The 17115-nt window shown below is 42.4% G+C and carries 11 protein-coding genes; 10 read left to right on the top strand and 1 reads right to left on the bottom strand.

All coding sequences use genetic code 11. The features are described from left to right. Position 1 precedes the first annotated feature (1 nt). The 10 genes from ABIE26_RS00055 (at position 2) to ABIE26_RS00010 (ending at position 15868) form a co-directional block, all read left to right on the top strand. Positions 2 to 934 carry an aspartate carbamoyltransferase catalytic subunit gene (locus tag ABIE26_RS00055; protein WP_310141452.1) on the top strand — a complete coding sequence of 311 codons (933 nt, stop codon included), beginning with the start codon at positions 2 to 4 and terminating at the stop codon, positions 932 to 934. Between the two features lie 168 nt (positions 935 to 1102). Next, positions 1103 to 4120, top strand: a complete 3018-nt coding sequence (locus tag ABIE26_RS00050) for a tetratricopeptide repeat protein (RefSeq protein ID WP_310141454.1) — start codon at positions 1103 to 1105, stop codon at positions 4118 to 4120. 11 nt (positions 4121 to 4131) lie between these two features. Then, positions 4132 to 5835 carry a TonB-dependent receptor gene (locus tag ABIE26_RS00045; RefSeq protein ID WP_310141457.1) on the top strand — a complete coding sequence of 568 codons (1704 nt, stop codon included), beginning with the start codon at positions 4132 to 4134 and terminating at the stop codon, positions 5833 to 5835. Positions 5836 to 5891: 56 nt separating this feature from the next. Continuing rightward, positions 5892 to 7283: an SPOR domain-containing protein gene (locus ABIE26_RS00040; protein ID WP_310141460.1), complete on the top strand. Its 1392-nt coding sequence runs from the start codon at positions 5892 to 5894 to the stop codon at positions 7281 to 7283. A 5-nt stretch (positions 7284 to 7288) separates the two neighbouring features. Beyond that, complete coding sequence (locus tag ABIE26_RS00035) at positions 7289 to 7999, top strand: MotA/TolQ/ExbB proton channel family protein (protein WP_310141495.1); 711 nt, start codon at positions 7289 to 7291, stop codon at positions 7997 to 7999. Further along, entirely contained in the window at positions 7999 to 8400 is a 402-nt protein-coding gene (locus ABIE26_RS00030; RefSeq protein ID WP_310141464.1) for an ExbD/TolR family protein, read from the top strand. Before ABIE26_RS00035 ends, ABIE26_RS00030 begins: the two co-directional genes overlap by 1 nt. Beyond that, on the top strand, positions 8397 to 9218 hold the full coding sequence (locus ABIE26_RS00025) for an energy transducer TonB (RefSeq protein WP_310141465.1): 822 nt from the start codon (positions 8397 to 8399) through the stop codon (positions 9216 to 9218). The genes ABIE26_RS00030 and ABIE26_RS00025 overlap by 4 nt, the downstream gene beginning before the upstream one ends. A gap of 41 nt (positions 9219 to 9259) precedes the next feature. Then, positions 9260 to 10546, top strand: coding sequence for a bifunctional folylpolyglutamate synthase/dihydrofolate synthase (locus ABIE26_RS00020; RefSeq protein ID WP_310141466.1), 1287 nt, complete (start codon positions 9260 to 9262; stop codon positions 10544 to 10546). A 133-nt stretch (positions 10547 to 10679) separates the two neighbouring features. Beyond that, positions 10680 to 12347 carry an alkaline phosphatase PafA gene (gene pafA / locus ABIE26_RS00015; protein WP_310141468.1) on the top strand — a complete coding sequence of 556 codons (1668 nt, stop codon included), beginning with the start codon at positions 10680 to 10682 and terminating at the stop codon, positions 12345 to 12347. Between the two features lie 128 nt (positions 12348 to 12475). Then, a complete protein-coding gene (locus ABIE26_RS00010) occupies positions 12476 to 15868 on the top strand; it encodes a methylmalonyl-CoA mutase family protein (RefSeq protein ID WP_310141470.1) in 3393 nt (1130 codons plus the stop codon). A gap of 57 nt (positions 15869 to 15925) precedes the next feature. On the opposite strand, the gene ABIE26_RS00005 is transcribed toward ABIE26_RS00010, so the two are convergent. Continuing rightward, the gene (locus tag ABIE26_RS00005; RefSeq protein WP_084240790.1) at positions 15926 to 16906 is read right to left on the bottom strand and encodes an acyl-ACP desaturase; all 981 of its coding nucleotides are present in this window, start codon (positions 16904 to 16906) and stop codon (positions 15926 to 15928) included. Positions 16907 to 17115: the final 209 nt, after the last annotated feature.

The raw sequence follows: 17115 nt of genomic DNA, 5'->3' as shown, positions 1-17115 counted from the left end.
TATGGCAGTAGAAAAATTATCAACCCGACATCTCTTAGGTATCAAAGACATTAACCGGAATGATATCGAACTGATCTTCGAAACTGCAGATAATTTTAAAGATGTAATTAACAGGCCCATAAAAAGGGTACCATCATTAAGAGACATCACGATTGCTAATATATTTTTCGAAAACTCGACACGTACCAAACTTTCTTTTGAACTTGCAGAGAAAAGGCTTTCGGCCGATGTGGTCAATTTTGCTGCATCTTCATCCTCTGTGAGTAAAGGTGAAACACTGATTGACACGGTAAACAACATCCTGGCCATGAAAGTGGATATGGTGGTGATGCGCCATCCTTACGCAGGTGCCGGTCAGTTCTTAAGCAAACACATCAAAGCTCAGATCGTAAATGCCGGCGATGGCGCACATGAACACCCTACCCAAGCCCTGCTGGATGCTTTTTCTATCCGTCAGAAACTTGGTGATGTTTCAGGCAAGAAAGTTGTAATTGTAGGTGATATTCTTCATTCGAGGGTTGCCATATCCAATATCCTGTGTCTGCAAAAGCTAGGTGCCGAAGTAATGGTTTGCGGGCCTACCACACTAATACCCAAACATATTGCAAGCCTGGGCGTAAAAGTTGAGCACGACCTGATCAAAGCCCTGAACTGGTGCGATGTAGCCAATATGCTGCGCATACAGCTGGAACGCCAGGACATCAAGTATTTCCCTTCATTAAGAGAATATGCCATGATGTACGGTTTGAACAAACAAATACTGGACAATCTTGATAAAGAGATTATCATTATGCATCCGGGGCCGATAAACCGTGGTGTTGAGATCACCAGTGACGTGGCCGATAGCAAACAATCCATTATCCTTGAACAGGTAGAAAATGGGGTAGCCGTGCGCATGGCTGTACTCTACCTTCTGGCTGCTCAGAACGACTAAACATCGGGAGCAGCAACTCAAAATAAAATATATCCGGGATATTTTATCAGCAGCAATACGAACTTTCTTTTATAATCGTTAAACCTGTGTTATCAACACATGTTAATTTCTTATGTTAATAAGACCCAATACTATATCTATATTAGTACCAACCATATTTGAAATCAGATGTCAAAAAAATACTTTTTTATTCCGCTACTGCTAGCAGGTGGCTTTACGGCTGGCTATGCACAAACAAGCGTACTGGTTAACCTGAACAAGAATTACCAAAGTGGTCTGGAGCTACTGGATAACGAGAAATATGTTGCAGCTGCACAACAATTCAAGCTTGTTGAACAAATCAGGCACAAGCCGGGCACCCAGCAGGAGAGCAATGCAGAACTTTCTATGCTGAAAGAAAACGCAAAGTTCTATGCTGCTGTTTGTGCGCTTGAACTGGGTAATAATGATGCCGAAAGTCTCTTTCAGAACTTTATTAAAGATTACCCGCTTAACCCAAATACAAAGCTTGCTTATTTCCATGTAGGCAAATCATACTTCGCACAAAAAAAATACGAAAAAGCTTTGGAGTGGTTTGAGAAAACCGATCCTTCTACTCTTTCCGGTAAACAGCGACTGGAATATCAGTTTAAGCAGGGCTATTCCTATTTTGACCTGAAAAACATAGAAAAAGCTGAACCATTATTTGAGACAGTAAAAAAAGAAAATTCACCTTTTCAGGAAAGCGCAACCTATTATTTTGCCTATATCAATTACCTGAACAAAGAATATAAAACTGCCTTAAGCAATTTCGAAAAACTGAAAGGCTCACCAACATATGAAGCCAGTTACCCCTATTACATTACCTCGATGTACTATCTGGATGAGCGTTATGACGATGTGATCAGCTATGCAATTCCCATCTTAAAAAGTTCCAAACAACTTTATGAAGCTGAAATGCTGAGCCTCATTGCGGCTTCTTACTTTGCTAAATCTGATTTTGTAAATGCAGAAAAATACTTCAGGGAATTCTATGCTAAAGATAAATCCAATAACAAAAATAACCTGTTCACCTACCAATATGGTTATTCCCTGTTTGAACTGAAAAAATACAGTGAATCTGTTACTGTACTGGAAAAACTAGACAGCGATGACGTGTACCTGCAAAGTGGAATGTACACGCTCGGGCGCTCCTTTCTGCAGCTAAAAAACAAAGAAAAAGCACGGAGTGCGTTTTTCAGGGCATCAAGGCTGGACTTCGATAAAATAGTACAGGAAGAAGCATGGATTAACTATGCCAGGTTGAGTTACGAGCTTGAATTTAACCAACAGGCATTGGAGGCCACACAAAACTTTCTTAAACAATTCCCTTCTTCACGTAAAATCAATGAAGCCAAGACCTTACTTGGCGAAATCCTGCTGACCAGCAAGAATTACCAGGCAGCGATAGACATTTTAGAACCCATTCAAAGTAAATCGCCTGAAGCAAGGGAAGCCTATCAAAAAGTAACTTATTTCCGCGGTCTGGAGTTTTACAACGAAAGGGCATTTCCGAATGCCTTATCTATGTTTCTTCGTTCAGAAAAATTTCCTGAAGATGAGGAAATACTTGCCTTGAGTACATACTGGAAAGCTGAGGCCAGTTACGAATTAAGAAAATTTGGCGAAGCAGTAAAACATTTTGAAACCTTTTTGGACATGCCAGGGGCCAGCAAAACCGGAGTTTACAATTTTGCCAATTATGCCCTGGCCTATTCTGCATTTGAAGATGAGAAATATGGAAAAGCTGCCGCTTATTTTGAACGCTTTTTAAAAGGTAACGATAAAGATCAAAAGACCATAAACGATGCTACCATTAGACTTGCCGATTCCTATTTTGTAAACAAAAGTTATGGAAATGCCCTGGTAAACTACAACAGGATCATCGACAGCAAAGCTACCGGAGAGGATTACGCTTTGTTTCAGCGGGGCATGATCCAAGGACTGGAAAATCAGAATGATGCCAAGATCAACACCATGCAGAACCTGTTGAAACAGTTCCCGAATTCTAACTATGCAGACGATGCAGGTTTTGAAATGGCCTATACCTATTTCAATAAAGGTGAACTGGACAAATCAAAATCTGATCTGATTAGCCTGGTAAGTAAGTACCCGAACAGCAGTTATGTTCCACGCGCCCTGGTAACCATCGGTCTGGTGCAATACAACCAGGACCAGGACGATGCTGCCCTGGAATCCTTTAAAAAAGTGATCAGGGATTATCCAAGTACCGAAGAAGCCAAACAGGCACTGGAATCTATCAAGAATATTTACGTAGACAAAGGTGATTCCCAGGGTTTTATTAATTACGCAGGAACTACCCCTCTGGGTAACTATTCTAATGCAGAGCAGGACAATATTTTGTTCCAGGGTGCCAACAATCTGTACCTGAAAGGTGATGCAAAAGGTGCTTTTGAAGCTATAAATGCTTATTTCGACAAATTCCCTAAAGCGATTCATGATAAAGAAGCCAAATTTATCAGGGCAGAATCACTGGTGAAACTGGGACGTCCTAATGAGGCCATTGCCGACTATGAGTACATCCTGAACGACTGGACAAGCGACTATACAGAACGTTCATTGGTGAGCATCTCCAAGCTTTTCCTGGATCAGAAAAAATACAATGAGGCCATCGTGTACCTTAAACGACTGGAAACTACGGCCGACTATAAAGTACACTATACTTATGCGCTGAATAACCTGTTAAAGTCTTACAGTGAGCTAAATATGCCCGATGACGTATTGAAATACGTGCAACTGGTTAAAGAATCGGATAAAGCTTCTGAAGAAGAAAAGAATAGTGTAGACCTCTATGCAGGTAAAGCTTATTTAATAAAAGCTGATACCACCCAGGCCGTTAAATCGTTTAACACAGTGGTGAGTAAAACCAAAACCCTTGCAGCTGCCGAAGCCAAATATAACCTGGCCGCGGTACAGTATGCAAAAAGAGATTATAAGACATCAACAAAGACCTGTTTTGACCTGATCAATAACATGCCATCTTATGATTATTGGGTAGCAAAAGCATTTATATTACTTGCTGATAATTATGTAGCCCTGAAAGATAACCTACAGGCAAAAAGTACTCTCTTAAGTATCATTGACAATTATGAAGGTAAGGACGATATCGTACCTACCGCCAAAGCCAAATTAGAAAAAATTAAATAAGATTAAGAGACATGAGATTGACCAGATATATATTTTCCACCCTGCTGTTTGTTACCGCAGGTGTCTTAAATACACAGGCCCAGGATCCGAAGACCACAGAGAAGAAAGCAGAAGAAAAAGCCGTAACAGAAGAAATTGAAGTGGTACGCCCATATAAGCCGGTTCTTGCAGAAGCAGTAAAACTGAGGAGAAGTCCGGATTTAAATGACATCAAAACCTATAAAGCAAAATTTAATTACAACCTGACCGATAGGAAACTGGAGTTAAACTCCGATATCAATAAGCTTCAGGCGCAACAGCTTGCCGCCGAAAAAGAAGCCGTGCTGATCAACAATTATGTAAAAGGTGGATTTGGTTCTGCCGGTACTATTCTGGCCGAAGCTTATATCAACACCGGCCGTGATGAAGCTTTACAAGCCGGTGCGTTCTTCAGGCACTTTGGCCAGTCTGGCCCATTGAACAAACAAATTGCCAACCAGCAGCAACTGAGTGTTTTTGGGCGGAGTATGGGCGACCAGGTAACGCTGAGCGGACGCTTAAATTACCAAAGGAACGGACTTTACTTTTACGGAATTGACAAGGACAATCCAAGCTTAAATCCTAATCCGGAACAGCAGGCTTTTAATTTCATTGAAGCAGAGGGCGAACTGGTGAATAAATTCACAGAGGATCCTGATGCTTTCAGCTATGCAGCTAAACTGAACGGCTACCTATGGAACAACAGATTTGATGCCAAAGAAAGTTCAATTGTATTGAATGGTTATGTGAATAAGAGGATCAGCAGCTTTAACCTGGGCCTGGCCGCTGCTGTTGAATTTGGCAGTACCAAAGATAAGCTGGTAGATGTTGGCAACAATTTACTGAGGTTAAACCCTTACATCAGACTACAGGCCAGTGGTGTTAAAATTACGGCAGGAATTAATTTTGTTCAGCAATTTGGAACCGAATCATCGGGCAGGATATTCCCGGCGGTAACGGCCGACTTTACCCTGATCCCTGATTATCTGCAGATCTTTGGAGAAGTCAAAGGAGATGTAAACCGCAGTTCACTGAAACAGTTTACAGACGATAACCCCTTCCTGAATAACAATATAGCCATCAAAAACTCCATCGAAAAGCTGAGCATCAGCGGAGGTATTAAAGGAACAGGGGGACCTGGTTTTGGCTATAAGGCAAGATTCTACCACAAACGTATTGAGGACATGCCGCTATTTGTCAATAGCTTCGATAGCTTTAATAAGTTTGATGTGATCTATGACTTCGGGACTATGAAATTGCTTGGCCTTGAAGGCGAAATATCGGTACAGGTAAGTGACGCCCTAAAATGGACCGGGAAACTCAACCTGGAAGATTACAAACCTGCAGCTGAAAGCCAAAGCTGGTTCAAACCGCAAATGCGGGTAAGTTCTGATCTGATGTATGCCATCAACAAACAGCTGACTTTAAATGCAGCTGTTGCAATTCAGGGTGAGAGCAAAGCAAAAATTTACCTGGCTGCCCCTGCAAATCCTTACCTTGCACCAGACATGGCCAATGAAAGAATTGTAACCATGAAAGGTTTCGTAGACCTGGGCGCCGGTGCCAGCTATAAGATCAACAACAAATTCTCCGTATTTGCCAAAGCTAATAACCTGCTGAACACCAAATACAGCAGATATCTGCATTATGAGACAATTGGGGTGAATATATTTGGAGGCCTGACCTATTCGTTCTAGGCCCTTATTTAATTAATAATTGGTTGATACGGAATTAAAATTTTATTTTTACCAGAATGGATATCTTATCATACCTTTCTACACTTATAAAAAACCATACAGAAGTGGGAATTCCCGGTTTGGGAACTATTTATAAAAGGAAATCTCCAGGGAGGTATGATACAGAAACGCATTCGTTTCTGCCACCAAGTTATACACTGAATTTTACATCTGACTTAAAGGAACAGGAATTACTTACCGACCTGATCAGTAAAAAGAGAAATATCTCTAAAGATGCGGCGACCTATTTTGTAGAGCAGTTTTCAGAGCATATCCTGGACGAACTTTCCGATCAGCAGGAATCAGACTTTGGCGATCTGGGTACATTCTCTACTGCAACTGGCAGCATAATTTTCAAGCCTAAACAGGAGCAGAATTTTGGCTTCGACTTTTACGGTTTACCGCCTTTAAAGGAAGATCTGGTTTCAAAAATTGAAACAAAAACTGAAGAAGAACCTTTAGTAGTTTTAGATGCATCAACTGAAAATGAGCAGGCAGCTGAAGAAAACCCTATTATTGAGGATGAACCACAAATAAGCAGGGAACAGCTTGAACTGGAGAATAATAACGCAGATTTGCGGGATGGCGCGAAAGAAATTGAAGACATAACTGAAATCACAGATCAGCCTGCAACTGACGACCTGCTTATCGCTCACCTGGATAGCACAGAAGAACCCGACACAAATGAACCGGTAAAACACGATGAGCAAGAGGTACATGAAGAAATAGCTGAAGTAAGCGGTCCTGTACAGGAACCAGTAGTGCAGCAGGTCCCTGTAATAGAAACACCAGAAGGTTTAACTGAAGAAGAACCTGCTCCTGCAGCTACGCCCTCTTCTTTTACCCTTGATTATACCGAAGAGAACAAAACAGGCATGCCTGCTTATTTAAAGGTAATCATAGCCTTGCTCATCGTAGCCGCTATTGCGGGAATTACCTATGCACTGAAGCCAGAATTGTTCACCGGTGCCACGGTGGTAAAAGAGGATACTCCGGATCAGGACATCGTTCAAACCATTAAGCAGAATGACCAGCATAAAATTGATTCTATAGCACAGGCAGACAGCATCAGGAAAAGCAATGAAAAAGCCATACTTGCGGCCGACTCTGCCAAAGATTCTATAACTGCAGCCAAACCTGTAGAAAGACCTTCCGGCAACATTATTTCTTACGACATTATTGCAGCTTCACTGCTCAATAAAAAAGAGGCAGACCGCTTTCTTGCCGACATGAAACAGCGGGGCATTCCGGCAACTATTGCTAAAATGCCTGGCAGAAGGGTCAAAATCAGCATAGGTTCATTTGCTGATATAGAAACTGCAAATAAACAACTCGAAATCCTCAAGAAGACTACAAAAATTCCTGGGATTTACGTTACCCCAATTAGACACACAAACAATCCTAAATAATTATGATGATCGCATTAATTCAAAGTGCCACTGATACCATTACTCAACTTACTGATACCGCAAATGCGCTGAACCCGGCAGTTACTCCTGCCCCACCTGAATTACACTTTATAGATCTTTTGTTTAAAGGCGGGTGGGTTATGCTTCCGCTTGCTTTCCTGGCCTTCCTTGGCCTGGTTATTTTTGTGGAAAGATACCTGACCATTCGTAAAGCATCCAAAACTGAATCTAACCTGATGCTGCAAATTAAGCAGTACATACATGATGGAAGACTGGAAAATGCAATTGCCCTGTGCAGAAATAACAACTCTCCCCTGGCCAGAATGCTGGAAAAAGGCTTAAAGCGTATAGGCCGGCCAATTAAGGACATCGAAGCAGCTATTGAAAACAATGGCAAGCTGGAGGTTTCTAAACTTGAAAAGAACATCGGTATCCTAGGTATCATTGCGGGTATAGCACCAATGCTGGGTTTCGTAGGAACAATCATTGGAGTAATTACCATTTTTCACGATGTTTCCATCAAAGGAGCTATTGAGATCGGAACCATATCCGGTGGTTTGTATACAAAGATGATCACTTCTGCAACAGGACTGATTATTGGTATCATTGCCTATGTTTTATATCACATCTTAAACATGATGGTTGAACGCATCATATTAAGAATGGAAACTGATGCGATTGAATTTATTGATCTATTAGAGGAGCCAGGGAAATAATGAATTTACGCAAAAGAAATAAAGGTACAGTAGAAGTCCATACTTCTGCGCTGAACGACATCATGTTCTTCCTGCTGCTGTTTTTTCTGCTGGCTTCGGCCGTGGTTAACCCGCAGGTCGTAAAGCTGTTACTGCCCCGATCTGAATCCGGACAACAATCTTCGGCGCAAAAAACCGTTACAGTATCTATAGATGAGAAGCTCAATTATTTTGTAGACAAACAAAAAGTTTCTTTAGAACAACTACAAACTACGATAGAAACTTATCAAAAAGCCTCACCCGATATGACCATTGTTTTGTATGTGGCCAGAGGGGTATCCATAGAAAATACCATGCTGGTTTTTGATGTCGCAAACAAATTGAAGCTGAAAGTTGTACTTGCTGTAGAACCTAAGAAATGATGACCTATCCTAAAGAAGAAAATAACTATCCAAAGGCACTGGCTATTTCAACCGGAATAATGGCAGTACTCATTGGTTTGAGCTTTTTTATTGTCATAGGCACTTTTCAACCTGAAGTAGAAGCCGGTATGGGTGGCATAGTCGTTAACTACGGTACATCCGTTGAAGGAATGGGTACGGATTATACCAGTATAGAAGAACCTTCTGCAGATCCAAATGCCAACAAGCAGGCGCCCGACAAAGTAGTACCTACCGAAACTACACCGGAAAAATCTACGGCACAAACCAGTGATAAGGAAATTGTAACCCAGAGTACTGAAGATGCAGTAAGTGTAAAAACGAAAAGCACCAAGAGTACCTCTACCCCTGTTGCAACAACGACAGAAAGTAAACCTGCAAAACCTACCATTAATCAGAATGCCCTGTATAAAGGCAAAACAAATAAAGGTACTGGCGGTGGCGATGGCACAGGAGCTACTCCTGGCAACCAGGGCAGTGTAAATGGTGATCCTTTGTCCAACAATTATGGTGAAGGCGGTTCCGGATTTGGAGAAACACCTATTGCCCTGAGAAAATTCACCAACCTTGTTGTGCCTCAAGATGACGGCCAAAAGACAGGAAAAATTGCCGTACGGATAAAAATCAACAAAAGTGGCGTAGTGATTGATGCCACTCCTGGCGTAAAAGGCACAACACTGACCGACAGGGAATTATGGCAAAAATGTAAAGATGCAGTAATGGGCGCACGTTTAACACAATCGGAGTCTGCTCCGGAAGTCCAGATCGGCGTCGTTGTTTTCAACTTTAAAGTAAAATAATCCGGCAGCTTTGGTAATTTTGTCTTATCAGGCATTTACGAATGAACTATAAGCAAACGATAGACTATTTATACAGCAAGCTCCCCATGTTTACACGTGTGGGAGCTGTTGCTTTTAAGAAGGACCTGCACAACATCAAAGTCATGTGCAATAAGCTGGATGATCCTCAAAACAAATTTAAAAGTGTGCATGTAGGCGGCACAAACGGAAAGGGATCAACCTCGCATATGCTGGCCGCTATCTTTCAGCAGGCAGGATATAAAACCGGACTGTATACCTCTCCACATCTCAAAGATTTCAGGGAGCGCATCCGCATCAATGGCGAAATGGTATCCCAAACCTTTGTTACCGACTTTGTAGCACAGCAGCAAAACCTGATCGAAGAGATCAGTCCTTCTTTTTTTGAAGTTACTGTAGCTATGGCATTTACCTATTTTGCTGCAGAAAAAGTAGATATTGCCATCGTAGAAGTAGGTTTAGGGGGCCGGCTGGATTCCACAAATATCATTACACCAGATCTGTCTGTCATCACCAACATCAGCCTGGACCATACCAATATCCTTGGCAATACCCTGCCAGAAATTGCAGTAGAAAAAGCCGGTATCATTAAACCCGGCATACCTGTAGTTATTGGAGAAAAGCAGGCCGAAACCGAAAACGTATTTCTTGAAAAAGCAGTTGAAACCGGTAGTCAGATTGTTTTCGCTGATCAGGAATTGAATGCCATAGATCCTGAAAGAAAAAACGAATTTCTAACCATCACTATTGGCGACGCTCAAACCATCCTTTACCCGCATCTGGAGCTGGACCTCAATGGTTTTTACCAATTAAAAAATGTCCTTACAGTATTGCAATCGGTTTCTCTTCTAAGAAACAAAGGATACCACTTAACAGACGGGGCGATATATACCGCTTTAAAAAATGTAAAAAACCTGACAGGCCTGCAAGGACGCTGGCAAAAATTGGCAGAACACCCCCTGGTGATTTGTGATACCGGACATAACCTTGCTGGCATAAATGAAGTGATGCAGAACATCCGCAACACGCCATTTGAAAAGCTGCATATGGTTATAGGAATGGTAAAAGACAAAGATATAAATGGTGTGCTGGCCCTGCTTCCTATATCGGCATCTTATTATTTCTGCCAACCTGAGCTGGAAAGGGCGCTCCCTTCTTCAGAACTTGCCGCCCAGGCCAAAGCCCATGGCTTAATCGGACAGACTTTCGAAACTGTGGCAGATGCGTTACAGGCTGCAAAAAATAAAGCAGGCACAAAGGACCTGATATTCATCGGCGGCAGTACTTTTGTTGTGGCCGAAGTGCTATAAAATCTTTACATTGTAATAAAGAATACTTATCATGTAGTTTCTATATTTACCCCTGTTTAATTATTTAACTTTTCTTTCGTAAGCTTTTAAAATATTAAATTGTCTTACGTATTTTTCACACCTTAACCACAAAATGAAAAGAATTTACTTGTTATTTGCTGCACTCCTCCTGATCAGTTCGGGTGCATCGGCTCAAAAAAAGAGCAACAAATTACCTTCGGCCAATCCGTCTTCGTCTAGTGTAAACAGGCCTAAGCTTATTGTAGGTATGGTAATAGATCAAATGAGATGGGATTATTTATACCGATACGCCAACAGGTATTCAAATGGAGGTTTTAAAAGACTTGTAAACGAAGGCTTTTCGGCTGAAAACACATTTATTCCCTATACGCCTACTTACACTGCCTGTGGTCATGCCAGCATCTATACTGGTTCTGTGCCTGCTATCAACGGAATTATTGGGAACGACTGGTACGATCCACAGCTTAAAAGAAATGTATATTGTGCAGAAGACACCAGTGTCACCAGCGTTGGCAGTACTACCGTAGCAGGAAAAATGTCACCAAAAAACATGCTGGTTACAACAATTACTGATGAACTTCGTCTGGCAACAAACTTCAAAAGCAAAGTCATCGGCATTTCACTTAAAGACCGTGGCTCAATTTTACCTGCAGGGCATTCTGCCAATGCGGCTTATTGGTTTGATGCACAAACCGGCGACTGGATCAGCAGTACCTATTACATGACGCAATTACCAGCCTGGGTACAGGATTACAACAAACAAAAACATGCAGATCAATTCTACGCCAACAACTGGAATACGCTTTACCCGATAGATAGTTATGGCCAAAGTACGGCAGACAATAAAATTTACGAACGCAGAACCAGAGGTGAGCAAACCCCAACCTTTCCTCACCCTTTAAAACTTTATATGGGTAAAAACTATGAGATCATAAAAAGTACACCTTACGGCAACACCATGACGCTTGATCTGGCCAGGCATGCAGTAGCTGCAGAAAAACTCGGACAAAACAATACCACCGATTTCCTTGCGGTAAGCTGCTCCGCTACAGATTATGTAGGTCACCAATACGGCCCTAACTCAATCGAAGCAGAAGATACTTACCTGAGGCTGGATAAAGATCTTGAAGCCTTTTTTAATTACCTGGACCAAACCCTGGGTAAAGGAAATTACCTGTTTTTCCTTTCCGCAGATCATGGCGCAGCTCATGTACCTGGTTTTATGAAAGAGAACAAACTGCCAGGCGGATTATTTGACGATGCACCGGTGGTTAAAGATCTGAACCAAATATTTAATGAAAAATATAAAATCAAAAAGGCGATCATTACCGCAATGAACAACCAGATCCTTTTTGACCATGATGAGATCAGCAAATCAAAAGCCGATTTTGAAGAGATGAAGGCTTTCACGATCGACTATCTGAAAAAACAACCAGGTATAATGAATGCAGTAGATCTGAACAAATTATCAGGTACCACCCTTCCGGAACAGATCAAGAAAGCCATTACCAATGGCTACAACGCCCGCAGAAGTGGCGATATTTATTACATCCTGCTTTCGAACTATTTTGATGGCACCAGTACCGGAACTACACACGGTTCCTGGAACCCCTACGATTCGCATATTCCATGTGTATTTATGGGCTGGAAAGTGAAACCTGGCAAAACAAATAAAACACACTACATGACCGATATTTCGGCTACCCTGGCGGCTATGCTGCACATACAAATGCCTAGTGGTTGTGTTGGAGAGCCCATTACCGAATTAACCCACCAATAATCATAGCGGTTTAAATAATAACAAAAGGCTGTTCTGGAACAAAAACCAGAACAGCCTTTTGTTATTATAACCTTTATCGCCCTGCGCCCGCTTTTTGTTACCTTTGCATACCGATTATAAAATCTGATATGGAGCAAATTGAAATCTATAAACCCAAGCATAAAATCCGTTTTGTTACCGCCGCTGCCCTTTTTGATGGTCACGATGCAACGATAAATATCATGCGCCGTATCCTTCAGTCCTCAGGAGCAGAAGTCATACACCTTGGCCATAACCGCTCTGTAGAGGAAGTGGTAAACTGTGCCATTCAGGAGGATGTACAGGGTATAGCGATGACCTCCTATCAGGGGGGCCATATAGAGTATTTCAAATATATGTACGACCTGCTTCAGGAACGCGGAGCCACCCACATTAAAATATTTGGCGGGGGTGGCGGAGTGATCCTGCCTTCAGAGATTGCCGAACTTCATGAATATGGCATAACCAGAATTTACTCTCCTGATGATGGTCGTAAAATGGGACTGCAGGGCATGATCAATAACATGCTGGAGCAGACAGACTACGTCACTACCAAAACTTTGAACGGGGAGCTTAAAACCATCCCGGAAAAGAAAATTAAGAGTATTGCAGCTGCAATTACTGTAGCCGAAAATGATCTGGAAGCAGCTCAGAAATTTGTAGATGAACTAAAAAAACTGACTTTAAGCAATCAGGCTCCCGTGTTGGGTATTACCGGAACCGGGGGTTCAGGTAAGTCCTCGCTTGTAGATGAATTGGTAAGACGCTTCCTGATTGAGGTAAAAGATAAAACCCTGGCCATCATATCTGTTGACCCTTCCAAACGAAAAACTGGGGGCGCTTTACTAGGCGACAGGATCAGGATGAACGCCATCAATAACCCAAGGGTATACATGCGTTCACTGGCCACCAGACAAGCCAATCTTGCGCTTTCAAAAAACGTTCAGGAAAGCATCGACATCTGTAAGGCTGCCGGATACGACCTCATCATTGTCGAAACATCAGGAATAGGCCAGTCCGATACTGAAATCACCGAACATTGCGATGTTTCCCTGTATGTAATGACCCCTGAATTCGGGGCAGCCACACAATTGGAAAAAATAGATATGCTTGATTTTGCCGACCTGGTAGCCATCAACAAATTCGATAAAAGGGGCGCCCTTGATGCACTCAGGGATGTGCGCAAACAATACAAACGTAACCATAACCTGTTTGATGCCAGTAACGAGACCATACCAGTGTTTGGTACTATGGCTTCCCAGTTCAATGATCCGGGCATGAACAACCTGTTTAGTGCACTTATGACTAAAATCGGAGAAAAAACAGGGGTTAAGTTTGATGTACAAATGGAACTCACATCTGAACAATCAGAAAAGATCTATATTATTCCGCCCGACCGCACCCGCTACCTGGCCGAAATTGCGGAAGCCAGTCAGATTTATAATGAATGGGTAGACAAGCAAAGTACAATTGCACGCAAGCTATACCAGTTACAGGGAGTAATTCAGCTTGCAGGAGAAGAAAAGACCACAAAGGATATTCCTGCCAGCAAAAAACTTATTGAGCCACTACAGGAAGTATATGGGCATCTGGAAGAACAGTTAGATGGCGAATGCAGGCGTTTATTACGTCAATGGCCTGAAACCAGGATAAAATACAAACAAAAAGACTTCATCTATAAAGTAAGGGACAAAGAAATTAAACAACCGCTGTTTTATGAATCACTTTCTAAACTTCAAATTCCTAAAGTATCCCTGCCAAGATATGAGGACTGGGGCGATATCCTGCGTTGGCTGCTCACCGAAAATGTTCCGGGAGAATTCCCTTACGCAGCCGGGGTATTTCCTTTAAAGCGTGATGGAGAAGACCCTACAAGGATGTTTGCGGGTGAAGGCGGTCCTGAACGTACCAATAAAAGGTTCCACTATGTATCCCTGGGGCAGCCTGCCCACCGTTTGTCTACTGCTTTTGATTCCGTAACCCTGTATGGTGAAGACCCGCACATCAGACCGGATATTTATGGAAAGATAGGGAATTCTGGGGTCAGTATTGCTACGATTGACGATGCCAAAAAGCTGTATTCGGGTTTTGATCTCTGTGCCCCTTCAACCTCCGTTTCTATGACTATCAATGGTCCTGCCCCCATGCTTCTGGGCTTTTTCATGAATGCCGCTATAGATCAGCAATGTGAAAAATACATTATCGAACAAGGACTACAGAAAGAAGTAGAACACAAAATAAACAGCATTTATAAAGCAAAAGGACAGGAAAGGCCTGTTTATAATGGTGCCCTGCCGGAAGGCAACAACGGACTTGGACTGATGCTATTGGGTGTCACCGGCGATCAGGTTTTACCTGCCGACATATATGAAAAAATTAAAGCCCATGCCATCAGTACGGTTCGTGGAACAGTACAGGCAGATATTCTAAAAGAAGATCAGGCACAAAACACCTGCATCTTTTCTACAGAATTTGCGCTAAGAATGATGGGTGACATACAAAGCCATTTCATTACTGAAAAGGTTCGTAATTTCTATTCCGTATCCATTTCCGGCTACCACATTGCGGAGGCTGGGGCCAACCCCATTTCGCAACTGGCGTTCACCCTAAGCAATGGCTTCACCTTTGTGGAGTACTACCTGAGCAGAGGAATGAGCATCGATGATTTTGCGCCCAATCTCTCCTTTTTCTTTTCCAATGGTATTGATCCGGAGTATGCGGTAATCGGACGTGTGGCACGGCGTATCTGGGCTAAAGCAATCAAGAACAAATACAAAGGAAACGACAGATCACAAAAACTAAAATATCATATCCAGACCTCCGGGCGGTCTTTGCATGCGCAGGAAATCGACTTCAATGATATACGCACTACATTGCAGGCCCTGTATGCCATATACGACAACTGCAACTCTCTGCATACCAATGCATACGATGAAGCGATAACTACCCCTACAGAGGAATCTGTACGCAGGGCAATGGCCATACAGCTCATCATTAACCGTGAACTTGGTCTGGCTAAAAATGAGAACCCGCTGCAGGGAGCGTTTATTATTGAGGAACTGACCGATCTGGTAGAAGAGGCCGTATTGCAGGAATTTAAGCGCATCAACGACAGAGGAGGCGTGTTGGGTGCTATGGAAACGATGTACCAGCGAGGCAGGATTCAGGAAGAGAGCCTGTACTATGAAACGCTCAAACATACCGGTGAATATCCAATTGTAGGTGTAAACACTTTCCTCAATAAAAACGGTTCCCCAACCATTGTACCTGGCGAGGTTATCAGGGCCACTGAGGAAGAGAAACAATATCAGATAAAGGCATTAAAGGCATTTCAGGATAGAAATGCGGATAAGGCCTACACCGCATTAAGAAACCTTCAGAAGTCGGCTGTAAATGGCGAGAATATTTTTGAACAGCTGATGGAAGTTTGCAAGAGCTGTTCTCTTGGCCAGATATCCAATGCACTTTATGAAGTTGGCGGACAATACAGAAGAAATATGTAAAACAATAAGGCCTGAATAATAATTATTCAGGCCTTATTGTTTAAAGTACTTTAAACGTTAAGCATGTATCCAGCTAAATTTATAATCCATAGTAGGGTTTTTCATCCGTTCTGCCACACGTAATAACCTCGCCGGTAAAGCCATAATATAATCACGGGCTTTCTCACCCGCTTCATTTAAGTCGCGCATGCTTTCCAGTTTCCATTCCTCGATCAGCTGCTGCATGATCTCAACATAGTCAATTGCGGTGTATACCCCCAATCGTTGTGCAGCATCGGTAAAATGACCGAAAGTCTGTCCGATCTTCAGTCCCATTTCACGGAGGAAGTGTGCAGGCATTACGATTTTTTTACGCATCATATCTTCAAAAGCAATCATTGCTTCATTGCGGTCAACCTCAAAAATTTTGGCCATAAAATCCTTATAGGCCTTCGCATGCCTTGCTTCGTCAGAAGCAATTACTCCGCACATCTTAGACAACAGGTTATCGCCATCCTTTTTCGCCAGCGAAGCGACACGTCTGTGCGAGATATTTGTAGCCAGTTCCTGAAAACTGGTATAAATAAAGTTACGGTAGGGGTCATGACCAGTACCAATGTCAAAACCATCGGCAATCAGGTACTGGGTAGAAATCTCCATCTGGCGCATGTCTACGCGTCCTGAAAGATAGAGGTATTTGTTCAGCAGATCACCATGTCTGTTTTCTTCAGCAGTCCAGTGCCTGGTCCATTTCATCCATCCACCTTGTTCATCCCTTGAAATACCGTCCACCATACTCAGCCACGACTCATACGTTGGCAATGCCTCCTCGGTAATGGTATCACCAATTAAAACGGCAACCAGATCGTAAGACAGGTCGTTCGCTTTTTCCCGGAGTGCTTTTATATCCTGGTAAAATGTTTCGCTTGTAGAATCAGGCAAAAAATCAGATGGCTGCCAATTCGTATCAATCGGTTTCAAGTAAGTGTCCATCATTTCAAGCATATAAGCTTCTATATGTAACATTACTTCCCTTCTCTTTTCTGCGAAAAAACTCATTCGTTTATATTTTAAATTTTGTATCAAAGATAACCAAAAAATGCACAATAAGTTGCATTGGCCTTATTTTATTCGCAATTAAGTGGCGAATGCCGGGTAGACTGAGCATTGTAATAAACAAGAAAAGCCTGTAGTTTATGGCTACAGGCTTTCTTTAAGATTTGGCACCGACCTACTCTCCCACGTGTTACCGCAGTACCATCGGCTCT

The sequence above is a fragment of the Pedobacter africanus genome (genome assembly GCF_040548825.1).
Lineage (GTDB): Bacteria > Bacteroidota > Bacteroidia > Sphingobacteriales > Sphingobacteriaceae > Pedobacter > Pedobacter africanus_A.
The sequence above is the reverse complement of the archived record's forward strand: the minus strand, read 5'-3'. Positions and strand labels throughout refer to the sequence as shown.

Excerpts from the sequence above, each read along its gene's own strand:
- ABIE26_RS00055 (WP_310141452.1), top strand. The coding sequence starts at position 2 with ATGGCAGTAGAAAAATTATCAACCCGACATCTCTTAGGTATCAAAGAC.
- ABIE26_RS00050 (WP_310141454.1), top strand. The coding sequence starts at position 1,103 with ATGTCAAAAAAATACTTTTTTATTCCGCTACTGCTAGCAGGTGGCTTT.
- ABIE26_RS00045 (WP_310141457.1), top strand. The coding sequence starts at position 4,132 with ATGAGATTGACCAGATATATATTTTCCACCCTGCTGTTTGTTACCGCA.
- ABIE26_RS00040 (WP_310141460.1), top strand. The coding sequence starts at position 5,892 with ATGGATATCTTATCATACCTTTCTACACTTATAAAAAACCATACAGAA.
- ABIE26_RS00035 (WP_310141495.1), top strand. The coding sequence starts at position 7,289 with ATGATCGCATTAATTCAAAGTGCCACTGATACCATTACTCAACTTACT.
- ABIE26_RS00030 (WP_310141464.1), top strand. The coding sequence starts at position 7,999 with ATGAATTTACGCAAAAGAAATAAAGGTACAGTAGAAGTCCATACTTCT.
- ABIE26_RS00025 (WP_310141465.1), top strand. The coding sequence starts at position 8,397 with ATGATGACCTATCCTAAAGAAGAAAATAACTATCCAAAGGCACTGGCT.
- ABIE26_RS00020 (WP_310141466.1), top strand. The coding sequence starts at position 9,260 with ATGAACTATAAGCAAACGATAGACTATTTATACAGCAAGCTCCCCATG.
- pafA (WP_310141468.1), top strand. The coding sequence starts at position 10,680 with ATGAAAAGAATTTACTTGTTATTTGCTGCACTCCTCCTGATCAGTTCG.
- ABIE26_RS00010 (WP_310141470.1), top strand. The coding sequence starts at position 12,476 with ATGGAGCAAATTGAAATCTATAAACCCAAGCATAAAATCCGTTTTGTT.
- ABIE26_RS00005 (WP_084240790.1), bottom strand. The coding sequence starts at position 16,906 with ATGAGTTTTTTCGCAGAAAAGAGAAGGGAAGTAATGTTACATATAGAA.